The organism is Bradyrhizobium sp. LCT2 (assembly GCF_009931255.1).
GTDB lineage: Bacteria > Pseudomonadota > Alphaproteobacteria > Rhizobiales > Xanthobacteraceae > Bradyrhizobium > Bradyrhizobium diazoefficiens.
This window is the reverse complement of the sequence record NZ_CP034432.1, coordinates 1,088,301-1,112,001: the sequence shown is the minus strand read 5'-3', so window position 1 is coordinate 1,112,001 and position 23,701 is coordinate 1,088,301. Positions and strand designations below refer to the sequence as shown.

Sequence of the window (23,701 nt, the reverse complement as noted above, 5' to 3'; positions counted from 1 at the left end):
AGACTAGGCCTTCACAAGCCTTCTGAAAAATATAATCTGTCGAAGATTGCCTTCGCAGTTCTAGAACGCTTGATCGCCCATGGATTCACGCCAGCTCCGCTATTTCATCGCCGTCTACGAGCAGCGGAACCTGTCGCGCGCGGCCGACCAGGTGAACGTCGCGCAGTCCGCGCTAAGCCATCATATCTCGAACCTGGAGGCCGAGTTCGCAACGCCGCTGTTCGAGCGCAAGTCGCGCGGCATGGAGCCGACGGCGGCCGGCGAGCGGCTCTATGAGCACGCGCGCATCATCCTGCGCGCGATGGCGGAAGCCGAGACCGAGGTGCGCGAGGGCGCCCGCGTCATCGCCGGCGAGATCTCGATCGGCATGGCCAATTCCGGCGTCAAGGCGATCGGTGTCGAACTGATGCGCACGGTGCTGACCAATTATCCGAAGCTCAAATTGTCGCTCACCGAGAGCCTGTCTGGCGCGACGCTGATGCACCTGATGGTCTCCAATGTCGATCTGGCGCTGGTCTACAATCCGCCCTCGGAGAAGGAGCTGATCACGGAAGCCGTGCTCGAAGAGGAGATGTTCCTGGTCGGCATTCCAAAACTGGTCGGCAAGGGCAAGGCCCCGATCCGGTTCGAGGAGCTGAGCCGGATGCCGCTGATCCTGCTTCGCTACGGTCTTGGGCTGTCCTCGCGCGCGCTGCTGGACGATCCGGTCCTGCTCAAGCGGCTGGAGGGCGGCGCCATCCTGCACGCCAACTCGATCACCGGCATGACCGGCGCACTGGTGGAAGGGCTCGGCTGCACCATCGCGACAAAGCTGTTCGCGCGGGAGGAGCTCGCGGCCGGCCGGCTGATCGCACGCAAGGTGATCGAGCCGAAGCTGACCCGCACGCTCTATCTCTGCCGGCTGCGCAACCGCCCGATGACCTACGCCATGGAAGAGATGCGCCGCCTGATGCTCGCATTGATCGCCGAGCAGGTGCGCAGCGGCGGATGGCAGGCGGAGCTGGTAGGGTGAGCAACGGTGCGCTCCCTCTCCCGCTTGCGGGAGAGGGTTGGGGTGAGGGTATCTCCGCATCGGGATTGTCCCGTTGCGGAGAGAACCCTCACCCCGCGCTGCGCGCCGACCTCTCCCGCACGCGGGAGAGGTGACCGAGTTCGCCGAGCGGCTGTCCTGCCTCTCATTAGCCGAGTTCGAAAATCTCGAACGCTCCCATCGATATGTTCTTCTGGATTTCCGCCCTTGACCGGCCAACATGGCGCGATCCGGCAGAGTTCACGACACGCAACACAGATGAGCCGCCGGGAACCGCGTGCGATCCGCGCGCCTCGGGGAGGACATCATGAGCGTTGTCGGCATCGACACAGGCTTCGAGCTCGGCGCTGCGCCGTCCGTGCCGGACGAGATCTCGCGGCGGCTCGAGGCGATGCCGGGGTCGCCCTATGTCTGGCGCCTCGTCATCCTGCTCTCGCTCGGCGGCTGCTTCGAGATCTACGATCTGTTCCTCACCGGCTATATCGCGCCGGGCCTGAGCCGCAGCGGACTTTTGAGCACGACGACGCAGGCGTTCTTCGGCTTCGCCGGCATCGGCGCCTTCGTCGCCGCGACCTTTGCCGGCCTGTTCGTCGGCACCTTCTTCCTCGGCTTCCTCGCCGACCGCTTCGGCCGGCGCGCGATCTTCACCTATGCGCTGCTCGGCTACACCGCGGCCTCCGTGATCATGGCCTGCCAGACCTCTCCGGAAGGTCTGCTGTTCTGGCGTTTCCTCGCCGGCATCGGCATCGGCGTCGAGGTCATCACCATCGACGCCTACATCACTGAGCTCGTGCCAAGCCGGATGCGCGGGCGCGCCTTTGCGGTGAACCAGTCGATCATGTTCGTCGCCGTCCCCGTCGTCGCATTCCTCGCCTGGTGGCTGGTGCCGCTCGCGCCTTACGGTGTCGAGGGCTGGCGCTGGGTGGTGCTGATCGGCGCCGCCGCCAGCATGATCATCTGGGTGCTCCGGCTGTTCCTGCCCGAAAGCCCGCTCTGGCTGGCGCGGCACGGCCGCAACGAAGAGGCACTTCGCATCCTGACGACGCTGGAGGCCGCCAGCGGCGGCGCCGGCTCGCGGCCCGCGACGTCGCCTGCGCGCCAGGCGGTGCGATCGACCACGAATGTCGGCTTCGCCGACCTGTTCCGGCCGCCCTATCTCTCGCTCGTGGTCCTGTTCATGGTGTTCAACCTCTGCCAGGCCTTCGGCTTCTACGGCTTCGCCAATTGGGTGCCGACGCTGCTGGTCGAGAAGGGCATCAACGTCACCAAGAGCCTGCAATATTCCTTCATCGTCGCCTTCGCCTATCCGATCGCGCCGCTGCTCGCTTCGAGCTTCGCCGACAAATTCGAGCGACGCTGGATCATCGCCGGCGCCTGCGTCGCCATCATCGTCTTCGGCATGGCGTTCGCGCAACTGACCGAGCCGGCGCTGCTGATCGTCTGCGGCGTGCTGCTGACGGCCTGCAACACCACGATGTCCTACGCCTATCACGCCTATCAGACCGAGGTGTTTCCGACCCAGATCCGGGCACGTGCATCCGGCCTCGTCTATTCGATGAGCCGGCTAAGCGCGACGTTCTCGGGCTTCATCGTCGCCTACATGCTGAAGGAGGGCGGCGTCACCGGCGTGTTCGGCCTGATCACCGCGGCCATGCTGGTCGTGGTGATCGCGATGGCGCTGTTCGGTCCGAACGTGCGCGGCAAGCCGCTGGACGCGGTGTAGCCCGTGTCTCGCTCCGCGTTCGTCATTGCTTCGCTGCGCTCGCAATGACGGGGAGAGAGCGGACGAACAGCTTTCACCATTTCCGCGGAAATAGCCCCTCACCCCAGCCCTCTCCCCGTCAGGACGGGGAGAGGAAGAGGATCAATCACGCCGCGAGCAAATTCTGCAACGCGGCGCCGTTGGGGACGCCGAGGCCGGAGCAGGCATCCCAGCCGGGGCCGGCCTTGTACATGCCGTGCAGATCGCCGGTGATGTCGTTGTTGCCGACCGTGATGTCACGGAACACGCCTTGCGCGTGCGAGGCGTAGATCAGCGGGTTGATGAAGCCGACCGTCTTGCCGAATTTCTTGGTCGTGGCCTCGTTGATGCGGGCGATCAATCCGGCCATCAGCGGTGCCACCGCGCTGGTGCCGCCGATCGTGGTGCCGACGCCGTTGAGGAAGATCTGGTAGCCGGTCGCTGGATCGGCGTCGCCGGCGACGTCAGGAACACCGCGCCCGACCGAGTGCGACGGCGACTTCGGGACGTGGGCATGGGCCTGGTAGGCCGGTCGCGGAAACACCACGCTGACGCCGCCGCCGCCCGCGCCACCCTGCGTCCCGCCATTCCAGACCACCTCCTGGATGTGACCGTTCGGCGCCTTCAGGTTGGTGCCGCCGCAGGCCAGCGCAAAGGGGCTCGAGGCCGGGAAGTCGGCGTGCGGCTTGCCGTCCCAATCCTCGCCCATATCGGCCGAGCCATTGTCGCCGGAGGCGACGCAGACGGTGACGCCCATCGCGGCGGCATCGCGGATCGCCTCGTTCAGGCCGTCGACGAATTGCTGCGAGCCGTCCTCGTCTTCCGGTCCGCCCCAGCTGATCGAGATCACCGAGGGTTTTCGCGCGGCGTCGTGGACGGCGGCTTTCACCGCGTCGATGAAGCCGTTGGTGGTGTTGGGCGCGAAATAGACCACGATCCTGGCGCCCGGCGCGATGGCGCCGGCCACCTCGATGTCGAGCACGACTTCGCCGTCGGCCTCGGAATGACCCGGCTTGTTGGCGCCGCCGTCGACGCTCGCGGGCGCGATCTGCGGCATCGGGATGCCCGCCTTCTTGAAGAAGGTACGTAGGTCGGAGGTCTTGTAGCCGGCGCCCGTGGGATGGCCCTTCTGGTCGATGTCGTTGAGCTCGATGATGGCGATGCACTGGCCGGCGCCGGTCTCGCCGCCCGGGAAGTTGTAGAGCTCTGCGATCTGTTCGACCGAGAAGCTGCCGCCCTGTGCGGTACGCGCCGTCGCCCCCGTCTTCGCCATCTTGCGCCGGAAGTGCGGCTGCGCCACCGGGCGGTTGTCGAGGCCATGCACACCGACCACGATACCTTCGAGCTCGGCCGGGATCTGCACGCTGCCCTTGCGCATGCGATAGGTCGCGCCCTCGTGCCTGACCTTGTTGAGCTTGACGCCGAAGGCCGCGCTCATCGCCTTCACCGTACCGGTCAGCTTCACGGTGCGGGACGCCAGATGCACGCTCTTGACGTTGAGCTCGTGATGGTGGGCGAAGTCATCGATCCTGGCGACGTCGGCAGGGTCGGCGCCCATATGCTCGCCGAATTCGGCACGCGAGAGATATTGCCGCTCGCGCGGCGGTTGTGCGCCGAGCGCCATCACGGATTCGTCCTCCGCCGGCTGCGCGCGCTTGGCACGGAGGCGAACGCTGATCTCGATTTCCTGCTTGGGATCGGCCGCGCCGACGAGCTTGGCCCCCTTCGGCAATTTCCTCGCGCTGTTCACCAGCGCAACTCGCTTAGTCGAGCTTGCCATGACTTCCTCCGTTTGTGATTGGAAGGCAGATTGTCGCACCTCAACTATAGGTGTAATCTCAGTCGCCACTTGGTTCAGACATTGCGCAAATTTTTTTCAGAATAACTGTTGTTTGACAGGAGAAATTGTCTGCGACCCGAACCGGCCTCGATTCGGTCAATAGCTCCGACCCATTCGACGCCAATGAATTCGATCTAGGATTGCACCCGTCGGCCCGACTGGCCGACCGAAAGACATTTGTCAAAATCAAATTGACGGAGACGATGCGATGTTAGCCGACCGCAAATGGGTTGAGAGAAATCTTGGTTTCGATCCGATCACGACACCGCCCCCGCCCGAGACCTTCGTGGTGAAACGCATGAAGGATGCCGCGGCGAAGAAGACCGCAAAGGTCACCGCGGAAGACTTTCGGCGCGAGATCATCGATTTCGATTCCGAATCGGCCGAGGGCCGCGCGTTCATGGCCTTCTCGACCTCGACCGGGCTGTCGCGCTTCACCGACATTCCCTGGCCAAAGGGACTCGCGCCGCAGACCGGGCCGAAGCCGAAAGGCAATGGCAAGGGGCCGCTGCCGCGCGCCGACGTGCTGGTCGTGACCTGGACCGTCGAGGAGGGCCACGCGCTCAGCCGCGTGCTGACGCCGGGCAAGGATTCACGCAACGATTACGTGCCCTATACGCATAACTACGCCGCCATCTCCAAGAAGATGCGCAACGGCTGCCCGGCCAAGGAACTGAAGCGTCTCGGTACCTACTGGACCACGACGATCGGCAAGAAGAAATGCGTGATCTTCAAATCCGACTCGCACATGTCGCAGGACGGTCCGCGATTGCCGAACATCGACGTCTGGCGCCAGATCATCACCGAGGTGCAGCCGACACTGGTCATCACCACGGGCACCGCCGGCGGCATCGGCAAGGCATTCGAGGTCGGCGACGTCGTGGTCAGCCCGATCGTGCGCTTCGACTGCCTGTCGAAATTCAAGAAGCAGCCCTTCGCGCAGGAGCACTTTTCGAGCAGGCCCGCCGTGTCGAAAAAATTCGCGCAGGCCAAGACGCTGTTCAAGGCCAATGCCGGGCAATTGCCGAGGGACAATACCAGGGCGCCGAAGATCTTCGTCGTGAAGCCGAGCGGGCTGTCCTCCTCCGTGGTCACCACCGACTTCTTCGGCTTCGACACCTCGGACAATCATTTCCATCTCCAGGGACTCGGCGACGTCTCCGAGATGGGCGACGCCATCCTTGGCCTCGTGGCCCAGGAGATGGGCGAGAAGGCGCCGCGCTGGCTCGCGATCCGCAACGTCTCCGACCCGCAGATCAAGGCCGAGGGCACGCTGAAGCAGCAGGAGCAGGTCGCAGCCCAGATCTACAAGGGGTTCGGCCGCTGGAGCACGGTCTGCAGCGCCATCACCTGCTGGGCCAGTATCGCCGCCGAGCGGTAAGCCGCAGGGGCCGGCGGGTCAGCGTCCCTTGCCGAAGCGGCCCGGGGTGTCTACCTCTCGCGGGTGGTTTTCGTGAGAGGAACTCCCATGCTGGATGCCGCCGTGAAGGCGCTGTCGCAAATGATCTCGCCGCCGATGCGATCGATCCTGTGGCGATCGATCGGGCTTGCGCTCGTGCTGATCACCGTGCTGGCGATCGGATTGCAGCGGCTGCTCAGCTGGTTTGCGACCTATGGCGAGGTGTGGCTCGAGGGCCTGCTCGGTCCCGGCTGGCACACCTCGCTCGAGGTCCTGGCCTGGATCGTCTCGATCGCGGCGGGACTTGGCGTCGTGTTCGGGGCCGTGTTTCTGATGCCGGCGATCACCTCGCTGGTGGCGAGCCTGTTCGTCGACGATGTCGCCGACCATGTCGAGCGCGAACACTATCCCGCCGAACGGCCGGGCGTGGCGCTGCCCTTCAGCCAGGCGATCTACGAGGGCGTCAAGACCGCCTTGCTGACCATCCTGGTCTATCTGATCGCGCTGCCCTTCGTGCTGCTGGCCGGCGCCGGTTTCCTGATCTTCTTCCTCGCCACCGCCTGGCTGCTGGGACGCGAATATTTCGAGCTCGCTGCGATGCGCTTCCGCTCGCCGAAGGAAGCCAAGGCGATGCGGCGCGACAATGCCGCGACCGTCTTCGCCGCCGGCCTGATCATCGCGGCCTTCGTCTCGATTCCGATCGTCAACCTGGCGACGCCGATCTTCGGCATGGCCTTCATGGTCCACATGCACAAGCGGCTGTCGGGCCCGAGGCCCGAGCTGATCGAGCCGGCGCGGCAGATGCGGTGACGGTGGACTTAAGTCACCTGCGCCCCGCATTTGCGCAGCAGCATCTTGGCGAAGCCGAACGGCGCCGGCGTGAACGGGCCCGGCGGGGCGCGGGTGATCAGCGCGACGACGCCGAGCGCGGCCATCGCCAGCCAGAAGCAGAGCCAGAAGCCGTCGATATAGGCGAGCACATTGGCCTCGCGCTGGACGAAGCTTGCGAGCGTCCCCACCGCGCGCGCCTGGGCCAGGCCGGCGCCATGGGCGGCGAAATGGTCGGCGAGCTGTTTCAGCGTCCGCACCACATCGACGTCGCCGACGCCGAGGTTCTGACCGAGATAGAAGGAATGGACCTGCTCGCGGACGCGCAGCCAGGTCCCCATCAGCGCCACGCCGATCTCGGCGCCGCCGAGCCGCATGATCTGGATATAGGCGGCGAACGACGTGGCCCGGCTCGGATCGGAGTTCGACAGCGCCATGATGATGATCGGCAGCAGCGTCGTCGATTGACCGACCGATTGCAGCAGCACGATGCCTATGAAATCTTCGCGCGCCCAGTCATGGGTGAGCTGGGTGCCCCAGAGGTTGGCGGCGGCAAAGCAGGCAAAGCCCAGCACCGTCACCACGCGCGCATCGAAATGACGCAGCAGCCAGATCGAAATCGGCACCAGCACGAACGTCGGCAGCGCGCCGTAGGTCAACAGCAGCAGACCGCTCTGCTCCGGCCGGAGCAGGCCGACATTGCCGAGGAAGTTCGGCACCAGCGATGAATTGGAAAGGGAAGTCAGCGTGTAGAGCAGGATCACCACCAGCGACAGGCCGATATTGCGCGAGAACAGCACGTTCACATGCGCCCAGGGTTGGCGCACCAGCGACTCGTTGACGAGGAAGCCTGCGAACAGCACCGCGCCGGCGGCGAGCAGCGCCATCACCGTGCCGGAGCCCAGCCAGTCCAGCCGGTTGCCCTGGTCGAGCCCGGCATAGATCATCGAGACCGAGGCGCCGAGCAGCAGCATGCCGCCCCAATCGGCCTCGCGCAGCAGCGCGCGGTTCACCGGCTCGCTCGGTGTGCCCAGATAGACCATCAGGCCCATCAGCGGCGCGATCACGACACCCTGCCAGTACAACCATTGCCAGCCGAGATGGTCGACGTAGAAGCCGACCAGCGAGCTCGATGTGTCCAACGCAAAGCCGACGCGGATCGAGTAGATCGAGATCGCCGGCAGCCACCAGCGGATCGGCAGGTTGCGGAACACGATCATCAGCGTCGCCGGTACGAAGGTGCCGAGCAGCAGACCATGCACGACGCTGAGCGCAATCAGCGTCGGATAATCGTGCACGAAGGGAATGATCAGCGAGACCGCGGCGTAGACCAGGCTGGGGATCCCGAGCACGCGCCTGAGCCCGAACGCCGTCGCGAGCCACGCCACCGCGGGCGCGATGAAGATCTGCGAGCCGATGCCGGCGGTGGAGAGCCAGGCGCCTTCGTCGAAGCTGAGCGAAAACGCACCGCGCAGGTCGGGCAGTCCGACCGTGGTGAGACGGCTGTCGAAATTGGCGAGGAACGAGCCGAGCAGCACCGCCGCCACGGCGAACATGGGCTGTGGCGCGACGCCGCCGCGCGAGAGCGGTCCGCGATCGGAATCGTCATTTCCCGCCATTCGCGCCCGCGGTGTTGATGCTGGTGACGACCGACATGCCGGGCACGAGCCGTGCCGTTAGCTGCTGGTTGTCGTCGAGTTGAATCCGCACGGGAATGCGCTGCACCACCTTGGTGAAATTGCCGGTCGCGTTGTCCGGCGGCAGCAGCGCGACCTGCGCGCCGGTCGCCGGCGCGATACGCTCGACCCGGCCGCGCAGCTTCTCGCGCGGAAAACTGTCGACGGTGATCTCTACCGGCTGGCCCGGTGCGACGTGCGTGAGCTGGGTCTCCTTGTAGTTCGCGATCACATAGACCTTCGGCAGCGGCACCACGTTGATGAGGTTGGTGCCGATATTGACGTAGTCGCCGGGCTGCACCTGGCGCTCGCCGACGACGCCGTCGAACGGCGCCGATATCTTCGTGTAGCCGAGCTTCAGCCTCGCACTCGCCAGCGACGCCTTGGTGGCTTCGAGATCGGCGGCGCGCTGTTTCCTGGTGCCTTGCAGGACTTCGAGCTGATGCTGCTGGGCGGCGATCACGGCGCGGCTGGCGCGCACGTCGGCCTGCGCCTTGGCGTAGGCGGCGACCGCCTGCTCGAACCGCTGCCGCGTGCCGGACTCGGTCTGCGACAGTGATTGCTGACGCTCCTGCTCCTGCCGCGCCTCGACCTCAATGGCTTCGGCCGACAGCCGCGCGGCTTGCGCCTGCGCGATCGTCGCATATTGCAGCTCGACCTGGTTGGCCAGATTGTCGAGCGTGGCTTGCGCGGCGGCGACCGCGGCTTCGGACTGCGCGACCTGCGCCTCATAGTCCGCCGGATCGATCTGAATCAGGAGGTCGCCGGCCTTGACGCGCTGGAAGTCGGTCACCCCTACGGTCAGGACCTCGCCGGAGACACGGCTCGCCAGCCGCGTCAGCTCGGAGCGCACATAGGCGTCATTGGTGGTCTGGATCACCGCGTTGCCGACCCATTCGTCGAAGCGCAGCGTCGCCAGCGCGACGAAAGCGAGCGCGACGATGACCGCGAACAGCGGGATTACGAGGCGGCTCCACAGCGAGCTGGCGGGAGGCTGTATCGGCTTGGGCGGTGGGGCTGGAGCGGCAGGCGGCGGCGATGACGTAACTTGATCCTGCTGACTCACGACATGTCCCCAAAGCCACTTTGCCCGAACGCGAATCTCACCACTGTCATTCCGGGATGGTCCGAAGGACCAGACCCGGAATCTCGAGATTCCGGGTTCGATGCTGCGCATCGCCCCGGAATGACGGCGAATACTGCCTCAGACCGTCTTCTCCGGCCATCGGCAGAGATCGTTGATCAGGCATACCTCGCAGCGCGGCTTGCGCGCGAGGCAAGTATAGCGGCCGTGCAGGATCAGCCAATGATGGGCATGCAGCATGAATTCGGCCGGGATCACCTTTTCGAGACCGAGCTCGACTTCCAGCGGCGTCTTGCCGGGCGCGAGCCCGGTGCGGTTGCCGACGCGGAAGACATGCGTATCCACCGCCATGGTGTGTTCGCCAAAGGCCATGTTGAGCACGACGTTGGCGGTCTTGCGCCCGGCGCCCGGCAACGACTCGATCTCGGCGCGCGTGCGCGGCACCTCGCCGCCGAACTCGCTGAGCACCTTGGCCGACAGCGCAATGACGTTCCTCGCCTTGGTGCGATAGAGGCCGATGGTCTTGATGTATTCGCGCAAGGACTCCTCGCCGAGGTCGAGCATCTTCTGCGGCGTATCGGCGACCTCGAACAATGCGCGCGTCGCCTTGTTGACGCCGGCGTCGGTGGCCTGCGCCGACAGCACCACGGCGACCAGCAGCGTGAACGGATTGACGTGCTCGAGCTCGCCCTTCGGCTCCGGGTTGGCCTTGCGGAAACGGCTGAAGACCTCGCGGATCTCGGCGGGCGTCCAAGGTTTCATCGCTTTGAGCGATTTCTTCGCGGGGGCCCTCGGCTTCGCCACAGCCGCCTTTGCTTTTTTCTTAGGCACAGCTGCTTTGCGCGGGACCGGCTTGCGGGTGATTTTCGCCATGATCGGGATATACTGAGGGACGATGAGCACAGGCAACGAAATTGAGCGCAGGGACTCTGAAGATCAGAGCGAAGCTCAAATCTTCTCGGCGCTGCTGACGCCGCACCGCTCGCTGAACCGCACCGGCTTCCTCGCCGTGATGCTGTTCCTGAGCGCCGTCAGCTTCGTTACCGGCCTCGTCTTCCTGATGATGGGCGCGTGGCCGGTGCTCGGCTTCTTCGGCCTCGACATGCTGGTGATCTGGTGGGCCTTCAAGGTCAATTTCCGCGCCGCGCGGGCCAGCGAGGAGATCGTGGTCACGCCCTCGGAACTGCGGGTGCGGCGCGTCAGCCATCGCGGCCAGGTCGCCGAATGGACGTTCAATCCGCTCTGGGTCCGGCTCGACCTGGAGATCGACGAGGATTTTGGCCTCGAACACCTCTACCTGATCTCGCGCGGCCGCCGGCTCCAGCTCGCCGGGTTTTTGGGACCTGAAGAAAAAACAAGCTTTTACAATGGCTTGGTTGAGGCGCTGAACGCCGCCAAGCGCGGGCCGACCTTCAACCCCATTCGCTGAGTTCACGTCGGAAATCGGGTGGTTTCGAACCCTCCCCTCTCCTACATTTCCGGTCATGATGACACTCGCCATACATGACCAGCGCCTGACCAAGCCGGGCCACCAGAACGCCGCGCTGCGCGACTATGACTCGGTGCGCCGGGCGATCGCCTTCATCTCGGAGAACTGGCGCGCGCAGCCGACCATCGAGGCGATGGCGGATGCGGCCGGCGTCACGCCCGATGAGCTGCACCATCTGTTCCGCCGCTGGGCCTCGATCACGCCGAAGGCTTTCATGCAGGCGCTGACGCTCGACCACGCCAAGGGCCTGCTGCGGGATTCCGCGAGCGTGCTCGACGCCGCGCTCGACTCCGGCCTGTCGGGGCCGGGCCGGCTGCACGATCTCTTCGTCACCCACGAGGCGATGTCGCCGGGTGAATGGAAGAATGGCGGCGCGGGCCTCACCCTGCGCTACGGCTTCCACGCCTCGCCCTTCGGCACGGCCATCGTGATCGCGACCGATCGCGGATTGTCGGGGCTCGCCTTCGCCGATCCCGGTGAAGAGAAGGTCGCGCTCGCCGACATGACGCGGCGCTGGCGGAACGCAACTTACGTCGAGGATCACGAAGGCACCGCCCCGCTCGCCCAGCGCATCTTCGACACGAAGCTGTGGCGGCCGGACCAGCCATTGCGCGTGGTGATGATCGGCACCGATTTCGAGGTGCGGGTCTGGGAAACGCTCTTGAAGATCCCGATGGGCCGCGCGGTGTCCTATTCCGACATCGCCTGCAACATCAACAGCCCGAAGGCCTCGCGCGCCGTCGGCGCTGCGGTCGGCAAGAACCCGGTGTCGTTCGTCGTGCCCTGCCACCGCGCACTCGGCAAGAGCGGCACGCTCACCGGCTATCACTGGGGCATCACCCGCAAGCAGGCGATGCTCGGGTGGGAAGCGGGGAAGCTGGGGATGCAGTGATTGTCTGATGTCGTTCCGGGGCGATGCAAGGCATCGAACTATGGTGCGCAACTGCGCACCTGAGAACCTCGAGATTCCGGGTTCACCCTTCGGGCGCCCCGGAATGACGGCGTCTGTTACCCCGCCAGATCCAGCTTCGAGGCCACGGTCGAATCCGCATTCAGGCGGTAGATGATCGGCACACCCGTCGCGAGCTCGCGCTTCAGGATGCCTTCCGGCGACAGCTTTTCCAGCACCATGATCAGGGCGCGCAGCGAGTTGCCGTGGGCGGCGACCAGCGTGCGCTTGCCGTTGAGCACGCTGGGCAAAATCTCCTGCACGTAATAGGGCAGCGCACGCGCCAGCGTGTCCTTCAGGCTTTCGCCGCCGGGCGGCGGCACGTCGTAGGAGCGGCGCCAGATCAGGACCTGGTCCTCGCCCCATTTCTTGCGGGCGTCGTCCTTGTTGAGGCCGGAGAGGTCGCCATAGTCGCGCTCGTTCAGCGCGAGGTTCTTCTCCGTGGGCAGACCCTTCTGGCCGAGCTCGCCGAGGATGAGGTCGAGCGTGTGCTGCGCACGCGTCAGCACCGACGTGTAGGCGACGTCGAACACGAGTCCCTGCGCCTTCAGCTTGCGGCCGGCTTCCCTGGCCTCGGCGACGCCCTGCTCGGTGAGATCAGGATCCTTCCACCCCGTGAACAGGTTCTTCAGATTCCATTCGCTCTGGCCGTGGCGGACGAGCACGAGAAGACGTTCGCTCATTGACTGCTTTCCGTTGCTTTCTTTCGTTCAGATATCGGCGAGGCCGAGCACGTCGGCCATGGAGTAGTGCCCCGGCTTCTTGCCATGCGCCCACAGTGCCGCCTTCAGCGCGCCATGCGCGAACAGCATGCGGTCCTCGGCCTGATGCGACAGCGTCAGGCGCTCGAACGGGCCGAGGAAGCTGACGCTGTGGTCGCCGGCCGCGGTGCCGCCGCGCAAGGAGGCGAAGCCGATGTTGCCGGGCTTACGTGCCCCGGTGATGCCGTCACGGCCACGGTCCGCATGCTCGTCGAGCGAGATGCCGCGGCCGGCCGCCGCGGCCTGGCCCAGCATCAACGCAGTGCCGGAGGGCGCATCGATCTTCATGCGGTGATGGGTTTCGACGATCTCGATGTCGAAGCTCTGGTCGAGCGCCTTGGCGACGCGCTTGACCACTGCGGCAAGCAGATTGACGCCCAGGCTCATATTGCCGGACTGCACCACGACCGCGCGATTGGTGACGCTCTTGATCACGGCGTTGTCGGAACCCGAAAGCCCGGTCGTCCCGATGACATGCACGATGCCGCGCTCGGCGGCGATCGCGACGTTGGCGATGGTCGCGGCCGGCACGGTGAAATCGAGGATGCCGTCGGCCTCCTTGGACATTGCCCAGAGATCCGCCGAGACCTTGATGCCATTGGCGGGCAGGCCCGCGAGCACGCCGGCGTCCTTGCCGAGCAGCTCGGAGCCCGGCGCCTCCAGCGCGCCGCCAGCACCGCGCCTTTGCTCTCGGCAATCGCGCGCGTCAGCGCCCGGCCCATCCGGCCGCCGGCTCCAGCAACAATCAAGCGCATGTCGGACATGGTGTGATCCTCTTCGGGGCCGTTGTAGCGGGGGGACGCAGTTCCGGCAACCGAGGGGGACACCACCGTCATTCCGGTTCGATGCGCAGCATCGAACCCGGAATGACGGCCTACCTCAGCCGTCCGACGGCTGTGCGCCGTCATAGCCCTCGATGATGATGAGGTCGGCGACCGAGTGCGGCTGGCGCACCTTGATGTTGGCCTGGTATTCCGGTGAGTTGTAGCAGGCGATCGCGGTCTCGTAGTCCGGGAATTCGATCACGACGTTGCGGGTGCGGCTGGCACCTTCGACGGTGGTGAACTTGCCGCCGCGGACGACGAAGCGGCCGCCCCATTTCTTGAAGATCGCGCCGTTGGCGACGGCATAAGGCTTGTAGCCCTCGTCACTGTTCACATCGACGCGCCCGATCCAGTAGCCTTTTGCCATTATTCTTCTCCCTTGTTGTTGTCTCTATTTGAGCATGATCTCCGCGCAAACGCGTTCCGCGTTTGTCGCGATGGAAAACCGCTGCACACTTTGCGCTAACGCGGCCCTTCGGGTCCGGATCACGCTCCCAGCGCCTGCCCGATCTCGGCCTGGATGGCGTCTGCGATCGCCTTGGGCTCGGCGGCTTCCACCACCGGGCGCCCGACGACGAGATAATCGGCGCCCGCGGTGATCGCGCGGCCCGGCGTCATGATGCGTTTCTGATCGCCACTTGCCGAGCCCGCCGGCCGGATGCCGGGCGTGACGAGGCTCATCTGGTGGCCGACGATCTTGCGCAAGGTGCCCACCTCCTCGGGCGACGACACCAGCCCGTCGATGCCAAGCACCTGCGCCTGCTGCGCGCGCGCTTCGACGAGCTCGGCGACGCCGAGCCGGAAACCTGCCGCGTGCAGATCGTCCTCGTTGTAGGAAGTCAGCACAGTGACGGCGAGGATCTTCAGGTTCGAGCCGCCGCGGCCTTCGACGGCGCCCTTCATGGTCTGCGGATAAGCGTGCACGGTGAGGAAGGTCGCGCCCAGCCTGGTGATGCTCTCGACGCCTTGCGCCACGGTGTTGCCGATGTCGTGCAGCTTGAGATCGAGAAAGACCTTCTTGCCCTTGTCCGCGAGCCTCGCAACGAGCGGCAAGCCGCCGGCATAAGCGAGGCGATAGCCGATCTTGTAGAACGTGACGCTGTCGCCGAGCCTTGCGATCATTGCCTCCGCGGCATCAACGCTCGGCAGATCGAGCGCTACGATCAGGCGGTCTTTCGGGGCGATCTCGGCTGGCGTCATGTCACCTCACATCATGCGTTGGGAAATGTCGATCAACTGCGCTACCAGCTCCTTCAACGCGGCGATATCGCCCTCGTTCTTCAGCCTGTCCATATCGTCATAGGCCTCTCCGGCAAAGGCGAGCGTGAGCTGGCTGGCAATCACATTGGCGTGGCAGGAGGTCAGGATCAGCCGCAACGCCTGGAGCGCGCGGGCGGCGCCGAGCCGGCTCTGCGAGGCGCCGGCGAGCGCGAAGGCGCGGTTGCGGAACACCTCGCCGCGCGCCTCGTGCAGCTCATGCACGCGGCTGACCCAGTCGATCGCGTTCTTCAGCAGCGGCGGCACCGAGGCATTGTATTCGGGCGAAACGATCAGCACGCCATGATGCGCGCCGATCATGCGCTTGAGATTGATCGCGTGCTTGGGCACGCCCGACTTGGCCTGGAGGTCGCCGTCGTAGATCGGCAGCGGAAAATCGGCGAGCGAGATGCGGGTGACGTCGACGCCGGCCTGGGCGAATTCATAGGCGGCGAGCGCGGCCAGCTTCGCATTGTGCGAGCCGGTGCGTAGCGAGCCGGGAATGACCAGGATTTTGGGTGCGGACATCCGCTTCCATGCGTTCGGCGAAACGAGCCCGCCGCGCAAAGAGGAATGCCGGCGGAATTAATCCTTGCGATACACCCAGACGCGGGCCGGCGGAAGGTTCATCCAGATCCGTTCCGAAGCCTCTGTGGACACGCCGGGCAGCGATTTCGGGATCGGCGGCACCACCGCATAGGTGAACTGGACGAAGGGCGCGCCGGGCGCGAGCGCCGTGAAAGCGTCGCGAATGAGCCGCAACCGCGTCAGCATCGGTTTGGTGACCAGCGGCAGGCCGGAGACGACGGCGGATGCCGGCGCGCTCAGCACGTTCCAGAGCGTGTCGCGCAGGCGATAGGCATCGCCCTGCACGACCTTGGCCTGCGGATAGCGGTCGCGCAGCAGCGCGCAGAAGCCGGGATTGTACTCGACGAGGACGAGACGCTTCTGGTCGACGCCACGTTCGACCAGGGCCGAGGTGATGGCGCCGGTACCGGGGCCGAGCTCAACCACAGGGGCGTCCGAGTTGACGTCGACGTAATGCGCCATGGTCCGGGCCAGCAGCTTGCCCGACGGCATCACTGCGCCCATGTGGAGCGGCTTTTCGATCCACGATCTGAGAAAGCGCACCTCGTCATCGAGACGAGGCTTCTTCAACGCACGCGCGGACGATGGCAATGGCATGTCTGGACCGGACGGGACCGCAGGACGCGGCGTGTCAGAAAATGGTCATAAAGACGTATAGGCCGAAGGCGATACGGTCAAGACGAGTCAATTCGCCCGACTGCCGAAGAAATCCTTGACCTTGGTGAAGAAACCCTCGGATTCCGGCTGGGTGTTGCCGGAAGAGAGCTTTTCGAACTCGGCCAGCAATTCCTGCTGCTTCTTGGTGAGATTCTGCGGGGTCTCGACCACGACCTGAACGTACATGTCGCCGGTCTGGCGCGAGCGCAGCACCGGCATGCCTTTTGATGCAATGCGGAATCGACGGTTGGACTGGGTCCCGGCCGGCACCTTCACCTTGGCCTTGCCCTTCTCGATGGTCGGCACCTCGAATTCGCCGCCAAGGGCGGCCGTCACCATCGAGATCGGCACCCGGCAATGCAGATCGGCGCCGTCGCGCTGGAAGAACTGGTGCTGGGCCAGCGACAGGAAGATGTAGAGGTCGCCGGGCGGGCCGCCGCGGACACCGGCCTCGCCTTCGCCGGCGAGCCTGATCCGCGTACCGTCCTCGACGCCCTGGGGAATGTTGACCGACAGCGTCCGCTCGCGGGTCACACGGCCCTGGCCCGAGCAGGACGGGCAGGCGTCCTCGATCATCTGGCCGCGGCCCTGGCAACCCGGACAGGTCCGCTCCAGGGTGAAGAAGCCCTGCGACTGCCGCACGCGGCCGGCGCCGCCGCAGGTCGAGCAGGTCTTCGGCTTGGTGCCGGCCTTGGCGCCGATGCCCGAGCAGGCCTCGCAGGTGACCGAGACCGGGATCTCGATCTGCGCGGTCTTGCCGCCAAAGGCTTCCTCGAGCGTGATTTCCATGTTGTAGCGCAGGTCGGCGCCGCGCTCGCGGCCGCCGCGGCCGCGCTGTCCGGCCATGCCGAACAGGTCCTCGAAAATATCGGAGAAGGAGGAGGCGAAGCCCGCGCCGAAACCGGCGCCGCCGCCAGGACCGCCCTGCTCGAAGGCCGCATGGCCGAAACGGTCATAGGCCGCGCGCTTGTCCTTGTCCTTCAGGACCTCGTAGGCCTCGTTGATTTCCTTGAACTTGACCTCGCTGGTGTCGTCCCCCGGATTGCGGTCGGGATGGAACTTCATCGCCAGCTTGCGGAACGACGACTTCAACTTGGATTCGTCGGCGTCACGTTCGACTTCGAGGGTCTCGTAGTAGCAGCGCTTGGTGGACGTGGACATGTTGAACTCGGTCTATCCAATCGCGATTCAAGTCGGGGCAAAACAATGCTGCCACGCGACGATATAGGCGTCCCTCCGCCTCGCGGCAGAGGGCAGCATGGCAGCGTTGAGAATAACGGCTGGAAATTGATCGATCGTAACGGGAGCGTAGCCCGCCGACCTCGACACGGGAGCCTCCCCCGCGAAGGGGGAGGCCGAAGGAGTGTGTGGGGTCCAAGCCGTCCGCATCATCACCCTCTTGGGGTTCAGGCGGACTTCTTGTTGTTCTTGTCGTCGTCGACTTCGGTGAACTCCGCGTCGACGACGTCGTCCTTGGCCGCGTCCTTCTTGGCGTCGGCCTCGGCCTGCTGCTTGTACATGGCCTCGCCGAGCTTCATCGAAGCCTGGGCCAGCGTCTGGGTCTTGGCCTTGATCGCCTCGGCATCGTCGCCCTTCAGCGCTTCCTTGAGGTCGCTGACGGCATCCTCGATGGCGCGGCGCTCGGTCTCGGCGACCTTCGAACCGTGCTCGGCGAGCGCCTTCTCGGTCGAATGCACCAGACCGTCCGCCTCGTTCTTGGCGGTCACCGCCTCGCGGCGCTTCTTGTCCGCTTCGGCATTGGCCTCGGCGTCCTTGACCATCTTCTCGATGTCGGCTTCCGACAGACCGCCGGAGGCCTGGATGCGGATCTGCTGCTCCTTGCCGGTGGCCTTGTCCTTCGCCGAGACGTTGACGATGCCGTTGGCGTCGATGTCGAAGGTCACCTCGATCTGCGGCATGCCGCGCGGGGCCGGCGGAATGCCCATCAGGTCGAACTGGCCGAGCATCTTGTTGTCGGCCGCCATTTCACGCTCGCCCTGGAAGACGCGGATGGTGACCGCGTTCTGGTTGTCCTCGGCGGTCGAGAACACCTGGCTCTTCTTGGTCGGGATCGTGGTGTTGCGGTCGATGATGCGGGTGAACACGCCGCCCAGCGTCTCGATGCCCAGCGACAGCGGGGTCACGTCGAGCAGCAGCACGTCCTTGACGTCGCCCTGGAGCACGCCGGCCTGGATCGCGGCGCCGATCGCCACGACTTCGTCCGGGTTGACGCCCTTGTGCGGCTCCTTGCCGAACAGCTGCTTCACGACTTCCTGAACCTTCGGCATGCGCGACATGCCGCCGACCAGAACCACTTCGCCGATCTCACCGGCGGTGACGCCGGCGTCCTTCAGCGCCTTGCGGCAGGGCTCGACGGTCTTCTGGATGAGGTCGTCGACCAGCGCCTCGAACTTGGCGCGGGTGAGCTTCATCGTCAGATGCTTCGGACCGGTCTGGTCCGCGGTGATGAAGGGCAGGTTGATCTCGGTCTGCGTCGTCGACGACAGTTCGATCTTGGCCTTTTCAGCGGCTTCCTTCAGGCGCTGCAACGCGAGCTTGTCGTTGCGCAGGTTGATGCCCTGCTCCTTCTGGAACTCGTCGGCGAGATAGCCGACCAGGCGCATGTCGAAGTCTTCGCCGCCGAGGAAGGTGTCGCCGTTGGTCGACTTCACCTCGAACACGCCGTCGCCGATTTCGAGAATGGAGATATCGAACGTGCCGCCGCCGAGATCGTACACGGCGATCGTGCCGGTCTTGGTCTTGTCCAGACCATAGGCGAGCGCGGCCGCGGTCGGCTCGTTGATGATGCGCAGCACTTCAAGGCCCGCGATCTTGCCGGCGTCCTTGGTCGCCTGGCGCTGGGCGTCGTTGAAGTAGGCGGGAACGGTGATGACGGCCTGGTCGACCTTCTGGCCGAGATGGGCCTCCGCGGTCTCCTTCATCTTCTGCAGGATGAACGCCGAGACCTGCGAGGGCGAGTAGGTCTGGCCGTCGGCCTCGACCCAGGCGTCGCCGTTGGAAGCCTTCACGATCTTGTACGGAACGAGCTTCTTGTCCTTCTCGACCATCGGGTCGTCGTAGCGGCGGCCGATGAGGCGCTTCACTGCGAAGAAGGTGCGCTCGGGATTGGTGACGGCCTGGCGCTTGGCCGGCTGGCCGACGAGGCGCTCACCGTCGTCGGTGACGGCGACGATCGAAGGCGTCGTGCGCATGCCCTCGGAATTCTCGATGACTTTGGCGTTCTTGCCATCCATCACGGCGACGCACGAGTTCGTGGTGCCGAGGTCGATCCCAATGACCTTTCCCATGGTCCTGATATCCTTCTTTTTGCGGCAGGTTGGTTGGGCCCAGAAGGCACCCGAACCGAAACCCCCTAAGATCAAACATTCGCGATATTGCGATGGTTGAGGCTCATATAGGAGGGGGGGAGGGGCCCGCAAGGACCGAACGCAAGTTTCGGCCGTGAAAACATTGGGTTTTGGAAGATCATATCCGGGCCCAGCCGCCCTTGCGGGTGAGGAATTATTAACAGGTCCGGGCTTCGGCAAGCCCCCGTTACCGCGATCCGGCCTGCCCTGTTGCGGCAGGGCCAAACCGGCTAAAAGGCGGACCGGCCGGAGCGCCGCACCCAGGCTGCTTCGCGCGACAAAGCGGCCCGGTGGCCGACCATCGAACGGCCTCAATGTGAACCAATCAGAGTGCCCATGAAGCTGATCCGTCCCCTCGCCGCGCTCGCCCTCCTCGCCGTCTCCGCGCTTCCGGCCTTTGCTGCCGACGCCGTTTTCCCGCCCGGACTGCGCCTCGGCATGGTGCCGCTGGTCGGCCTCAGCACGGCCAAGACCTTTCCGGGCTTCGAGAGCGAGGACGGCACCGTCAAGGTGCTGATCACCGAGCTGCCGCCGGCGGCCTATGGCGAGGTCGTGAGCGCCTTCAATTCCAATCCGGCCGGCGTCAACGGCGTCAAGCAGGACAAGATCGAGACCCCCGCGGGCCTTGCCTATTTCACCACCGAGAGCGGCAAGGCCGGCGAGACGGCGGTGAAACGCTATTCGATGATCGTGCCGGGCGCCGGCTTCTCCGGCTATGTCGCGGTGCAGATCCCGGAGAACGCGACCAAGATCTACACCGACGAGGCGGTGCGGCAGATGTTTGCGAGCACTGTGACCCGCAAGCAGGTCTCGGCCGAAGAGCAGATCGCGCTGATGCCGTTCAAGATCACCGATCTCGCCGACTTCAAGGACATCCGCACGCTGGCGCCGGGCTCCAGCATCATCCTGGCCGACGGCAACGAGAGCACGGGCTACGAGTCGAAGCCGTTCATGATCCTCGGCCTGATCGGCGCCACCCCGCAAGCCGCCGACGACCGCGCCCGCTTCGCCCAGGAGGCGGCGCTCCAGATCCCCGGCGTGCGCGAATCGCGCGTCACCATGTCCGAGCCGATCCGCATCAACGGCCAGCAGGGCTTCGAGACCCGGATCGACGGCGTCAGCGGCAAGGACAAGACCCCGGTGACCGTGGTGCAGTGGATCCGCTTCTCGAGCGGCGGCGCCTCGCTGCGCATCATCGCCAGCGCCCCGCGCGACCAGTGGCAAGCCGCCTTCACCCGCTTCCGCGCCGTGCGCGACGGCATCCAGCCGAAGGGGTAGCTGCATCCGCAAGCGAGATGCGCTCCCTCCCCCGCGTGCGGGGGAGGGTTGGGGAGAGGGTGTCTCAACAACGAAGACTCCCCCAGAGGAGAGAACCCTCACCCGGCGCTACGCGCCGACCTCTCCCGCAAGCGGGAGAGGTGCACCGAGTACGCGGCTGAGCCCACCCTCTCACCAAAACCGGCTGCATTTTCGGGCTTCTGTTCGTACGCAAGCGGAACTAGGCTCCTGCCCAATCGGGTTCATCCTGGAGGGAGGCGAACGATGCTGGATCGGCGACAAGTCTTGGCGGCGCTTGGGACGAGCGCCCTCGTAGCCCTCGCGCCAACCGCACTTCTTGCGGCCGCATCGATCAAGCCGGACGATGCGTCCGCGCTGCTCGTGATCGACGTGCAGAACTGCTTCCTGCCGGGCGGCAGCCTCGCGGTGAAGGAAGGCGAGCAGGTGGTGCCCGTCATCAACAAGATCTCGAAAGCGTTTTCGAATGTGGTGATGACGCAGGACTGGCACACGCCCGGCCACGTTTCGTTTGCGTCGGTACACTCCGGCAAGAAGCCGTTCGAGACCATCGACCTGCCTTACGGCAAGCAGGTGCTGTGGCCCGACCATTGCGTGCAGGGCACTGACGGCGCTTCGCTGTCGAAGGACCTCGCAATCCCGCACGCCGAGCTCATCATCCGCAAGGGTTTTCACAAGGACGTCGACAGCTACTCGGCCTTCCTCGAAGCCGACGGCAAGACCTCGACCGGCCTCGCCGGCTATTTGAAGGGCCGCAAGATCAAGCGCGTCTTCGTCGCTGGCCTCGCGACAGATTTCTGCGTCGCCTGGACCGCGCTCGACGCGCGCAAGGCGGGCTTCGAAGTCTATGTCGTGGAAGACGCCTGCCGCGGCATCGACACGCAGGGCTCGCTGGCAAAAGCCTGGGCCGACATGGCCAAGGCCGGCGTGAAGCGGATTCAGTCTGCGGATATCGCGGCGAGCGCGTAAGACCAGCCATCAGTCGTTCCGGGGCGGCTCGAAGAGCCGAACCCGGAATCTCGAGATTCCGGGTTCGATGCTTCGCATCGCCCCGGAATGACGTCAGAACTCAGTTCGCCGCGCTGTTCGGCTCGTTGGTGTTGGCGGCGGACGCAGCCTTCGCGCCGCCCTTGGCGACCCCAACGAGGGCCGGACGCAGCACGCGCTCGCCGATGGTGTAGCCGGCCTGCATGACCTGCACGACCGTACCGGCGGGCACCGACGCATCAGGCACTTCGAACATCGCCTGCTGGAAGTTCGGGTCGAACTTCTGACCCTGCGGATCGAACTTCTTCACGCCGTGCTTTTCCAGCGCGTTGAGCAGCGAGCGCTCGGTGAGCTCGACGCCCTCGATCAGCGAGGTCAGGCCGGGATCGGCCGCGGCGCGGGCCTCGGCGGGAACCGCGTCGAGCGCGCGCTGGAGGTTGTCGGCTATGTCGAGCACGTCGCGGGCAAAGCCGGTGATGCCGTAGAGACGGGCGTCGGCGACCTCCTTGGTGGTGCGCTTGCGCAGATTTTCCATCTCCGCCAGCGTCCGCAGCATACGGTCGCGCGCCTCGGCGGCTTCCTTCTGCAACAGCTCGACCGAGCCCGGCTCGGGATCGTCGGGCATGATGTAGGGCTTCGACACCACGGGCTCGCCGGTCGGCGCGGTCGTGTCTTCGGGTTGCCGGTCTCGATCGGTCATCGGCTCTCTTTTCGAATTTGTCTCAGGGATTTTTCTGGCCCGGATATCGTGCTTCGGACGCCGAAAATCAAGCGCCCGTGATCGCCTCAGCCGCCGGTCAGCCCCCCAGAAGGCGGCTGACGATCCGGGCGGCGTAGTCCACGGTCGGGATCACACGGGCATAATTCAGCCGTGTCGGCCCGATAACGCCCAAAACGCCGACGATGTGGCCGGCGGCATCCCGATAGGGCGAGATGATGGTCGAGGAGCCCGACAAGGAGAACAGCTTGTTCTCCGAACCGATGAAAATCCGCACGCCTTCCGCGGTCTCGGCCCGGCCGAGCAGGTCGATGACGCCGCGCTTGGTCTCGAGGTCGTCGAACAAGAGGCGGACCCGCTCCAGATCCTCCAGCGCGTGCAAATCTTCCAGCAGATTGGCGTGGCCGCGGACGATGAGCTGGCGGTCCTCGTTCTCGCCGCCGGACCAGCTGGCGATCCCGGCCGAAATCACCTTCTGCGTCAGCTGATCGAGCTCGGCACGGGCCTCCCCGAGCGCGGTCTCGAGCTCGAGCCGCGCCTCGGCCAGGGTGCGGCCGCGAATCCGCGAATTGAGGAAATTGCCGGCCTCGGTGATCGCCGAGGAGGGAACTCCGGGCGGCAGCGTCAGCACGCGGTTTTCGACCTGGCCGTCCTCGCCGACCAGGATCACCAGCGCTTTTTCCGGTTCCAGCCGGACGAATTCGATGTGTTTCAGCCGCGCGTTGGATTTCGGCGTCAGCACCACCGCGGCGGCGCGGGTCAGGCCCGACAGCCGCGTCAGCGCCTGGTCCAGCGCCGCCTCGACCGACTGCGCCTGACCGACGGAGGTGAGCTGGCTCTGGATCGACTGCCGCTCGGCGTCATTGAGGTCACCCACCTGCATCAAGGCGTCGACGAAGAAGCGCAGGCCGAGTTCCGTCGGCAGCCGGCCGGCGGACGTATGCGGGGCATAGATCAGGCCGAGCTGTTCCAGATCGGCCATGACGTTGCGAACCGAGGCCGGCGACAGCGGCATCGCGATCAGCCGGGAAATATTGCGTGAGCCCACCGGCTCGCCGGTCGCGAGATAGCTTTCGACAATTTGACGAAAGATGTCGCGGGACCGCTCATTCAGCTGGGCGAGCCCTGCGCGCGGCGCGATCAGATGGATCGGATCGTGATGGGCCACAGACAGCAACTCCTCTCAGATGCTTATAATTTGGCCATCCG

The 23,701-nt window shown here is 65.3% G+C and carries 21 protein-coding genes and 1 pseudogene; 8 read left to right on the top strand and 14 right to left on the bottom strand.

Translation table 11 applies throughout. The features are described 5' to 3' along the window. Positions 1-79: 79 nt before the first annotated feature. Together EI171_RS05985 and EI171_RS05980 are read left to right on the top strand one after the other, a co-directional pair. Positions 80-1,012: a LysR family transcriptional regulator gene (locus EI171_RS05985; RefSeq protein ID WP_161532826.1), complete on the top strand. Its 933-nt coding sequence runs from the start codon at positions 80-82 to the stop codon at positions 1,010-1,012. Between the two features lie 325 nt (positions 1,013-1,337). Beyond that, positions 1,338-2,753 (top strand): MFS transporter, encoded by a 1,416-nt coding sequence (locus tag EI171_RS05980; protein WP_161532825.1) that lies wholly within the window; start codon positions 1,338-1,340, stop codon positions 2,751-2,753. 145 nt (positions 2,754-2,898) lie between these two features. On the opposite strand, the gene EI171_RS05975 is transcribed toward EI171_RS05980, so the two are convergent. Further along, complete coding sequence (locus EI171_RS05975; RefSeq protein ID WP_161532824.1) at positions 2,899-4,551, bottom strand: protease pro-enzyme activation domain-containing protein; 1,653 nt, start codon at positions 4,549-4,551, stop codon at positions 2,899-2,901. Positions 4,552-4,819: 268 nt separating this feature from the next. On the opposite strand from EI171_RS05975, the gene EI171_RS05970 reads away from it, so the two are divergent. Together EI171_RS05970 and EI171_RS05965 are read left to right on the top strand one after the other, a co-directional pair. After that, positions 4,820-5,992 (top strand): hypothetical protein, encoded by a 1,173-nt coding sequence (locus EI171_RS05970; protein ID WP_161532823.1) that lies wholly within the window; start codon positions 4,820-4,822, stop codon positions 5,990-5,992. An 87-nt stretch (positions 5,993-6,079) separates the two neighbouring features. Then, positions 6,080-6,820 (top strand): sulfate transporter family protein, encoded by a 741-nt coding sequence (locus EI171_RS05965; RefSeq protein ID WP_011083518.1) that lies wholly within the window; start codon positions 6,080-6,082, stop codon positions 6,818-6,820. Between the two features lie 8 nt (positions 6,821-6,828). On the opposite strand, the gene EI171_RS05960 is transcribed toward EI171_RS05965, so the two are convergent. The 3 genes from EI171_RS05960 to nth form a co-directional block, all read right to left on the bottom strand. Then, complete coding sequence (locus tag EI171_RS05960; protein WP_161532822.1) at positions 6,829-8,457, bottom strand: MFS transporter; 1,629 nt, start codon at positions 8,455-8,457, stop codon at positions 6,829-6,831. Beyond that, positions 8,444-9,580, bottom strand: coding sequence for an HlyD family secretion protein (locus tag EI171_RS05955; RefSeq protein WP_161532821.1), 1,137 nt, complete (start codon positions 9,578-9,580; stop codon positions 8,444-8,446). The genes EI171_RS05960 and EI171_RS05955 overlap by 14 nt, the downstream gene beginning before the upstream one ends. Positions 9,581-9,718: 138 nt before the next feature. Beyond that, a complete protein-coding gene (gene nth, locus EI171_RS05950; RefSeq protein ID WP_028172458.1) occupies positions 9,719-10,471 on the bottom strand; it encodes an endonuclease III in 753 nt (250 codons plus the stop codon). 22 nt (positions 10,472-10,493) lie between these two features. Here nth and EI171_RS05945 point away from each other — a divergent pair, with 22 nt between their 5' ends. Both EI171_RS05945 and EI171_RS05940 read left to right on the top strand, forming a co-directional pair. Further along, positions 10,494-11,027: a DUF2244 domain-containing protein gene (locus tag EI171_RS05945; protein ID WP_161532820.1), complete on the top strand. Its 534-nt coding sequence runs from the start codon at positions 10,494-10,496 to the stop codon at positions 11,025-11,027. 55 nt (positions 11,028-11,082) lie between these two features. Continuing rightward, positions 11,083-11,979, top strand: coding sequence for a bifunctional helix-turn-helix domain-containing protein/methylated-DNA--[protein]-cysteine S-methyltransferase (locus EI171_RS05940; RefSeq protein ID WP_161532819.1), 897 nt, complete (start codon positions 11,083-11,085; stop codon positions 11,977-11,979). Positions 11,980-12,095: 116 nt separating this feature from the next. On the opposite strand, the gene EI171_RS05935 is transcribed toward EI171_RS05940, so the two are convergent. The 8 genes and pseudogenes from EI171_RS05935 to dnaK form a co-directional block, all read right to left on the bottom strand. Continuing rightward, positions 12,096-12,719: a 2,3-bisphosphoglycerate-dependent phosphoglycerate mutase gene (locus EI171_RS05935; protein ID WP_011083512.1), complete on the bottom strand. Its 624-nt coding sequence runs from the start codon at positions 12,717-12,719 to the stop codon at positions 12,096-12,098. Between the two features lie 27 nt (positions 12,720-12,746). Beyond that, positions 12,747-13,561: pseudogene (gene dapB, locus EI171_RS05930) on the bottom strand (4-hydroxy-tetrahydrodipicolinate reductase). A gap of 115 nt (positions 13,562-13,676) precedes the next feature. Continuing rightward, positions 13,677-13,988 carry a DUF1330 domain-containing protein gene (locus tag EI171_RS05925; RefSeq protein ID WP_011083510.1) on the bottom strand — a complete coding sequence of 104 codons (312 nt, stop codon included), beginning with the start codon at positions 13,986-13,988 and terminating at the stop codon, positions 13,677-13,679. 119 nt (positions 13,989-14,107) lie between these two features. Next, complete coding sequence (gene pyrF / locus EI171_RS05920; RefSeq protein ID WP_161532818.1) at positions 14,108-14,821, bottom strand: orotidine-5'-phosphate decarboxylase; 714 nt, start codon at positions 14,819-14,821, stop codon at positions 14,108-14,110. A gap of 6 nt (positions 14,822-14,827) precedes the next feature. After that, entirely contained in the window at positions 14,828-15,406 is a 579-nt protein-coding gene (locus EI171_RS05915; protein ID WP_011083508.1) for an NADPH-dependent FMN reductase, read from the bottom strand. A gap of 57 nt (positions 15,407-15,463) precedes the next feature. Next, entirely contained in the window at positions 15,464-16,063 is a 600-nt protein-coding gene (locus EI171_RS05910; protein WP_007598495.1) for a class I SAM-dependent methyltransferase, read from the bottom strand. An 87-nt stretch (positions 16,064-16,150) separates the two neighbouring features. Next, positions 16,151-17,284: a molecular chaperone DnaJ gene (gene dnaJ / locus EI171_RS05905; RefSeq protein WP_011083507.1), complete on the bottom strand. Its 1,134-nt coding sequence runs from the start codon at positions 17,282-17,284 to the stop codon at positions 16,151-16,153. 245 nt (positions 17,285-17,529) lie between these two features. Further along, the gene (dnaK, locus tag EI171_RS05900) at positions 17,530-19,431 is read right to left on the bottom strand and encodes a molecular chaperone DnaK (protein WP_011083506.1); all 1,902 of its coding nucleotides are present in this window, start codon (positions 19,429-19,431) and stop codon (positions 17,530-17,532) included. A 396-nt stretch (positions 19,432-19,827) separates the two neighbouring features. Here dnaK and EI171_RS05895 point away from each other — a divergent pair, with 396 nt between their 5' ends. Continuing rightward, positions 19,828-20,769 (top strand): hypothetical protein, encoded by a 942-nt coding sequence (locus tag EI171_RS05895; RefSeq protein ID WP_028172455.1) that lies wholly within the window; start codon positions 19,828-19,830, stop codon positions 20,767-20,769. Between the two features lie 264 nt (positions 20,770-21,033). After that, complete coding sequence (gene pncA / locus EI171_RS05890; RefSeq protein WP_011083504.1) at positions 21,034-21,756, top strand: bifunctional nicotinamidase/pyrazinamidase; 723 nt, start codon at positions 21,034-21,036, stop codon at positions 21,754-21,756. A gap of 100 nt (positions 21,757-21,856) precedes the next feature. Here the strand turns inward: pncA and grpE are convergent, their stop codons facing one another. Next, positions 21,857-22,474 (bottom strand): nucleotide exchange factor GrpE, encoded by a 618-nt coding sequence (gene grpE, locus EI171_RS05885; RefSeq protein WP_028172454.1) that lies wholly within the window; start codon positions 22,472-22,474, stop codon positions 21,857-21,859. A 97-nt stretch (positions 22,475-22,571) separates the two neighbouring features. Next, positions 22,572-23,660 carry a heat-inducible transcriptional repressor HrcA gene (hrcA, locus tag EI171_RS05880; RefSeq protein WP_011083502.1) on the bottom strand — a complete coding sequence of 363 codons (1,089 nt, stop codon included), beginning with the start codon at positions 23,658-23,660 and terminating at the stop codon, positions 22,572-22,574. Positions 23,661-23,701 lie beyond the last annotated feature (41 nt).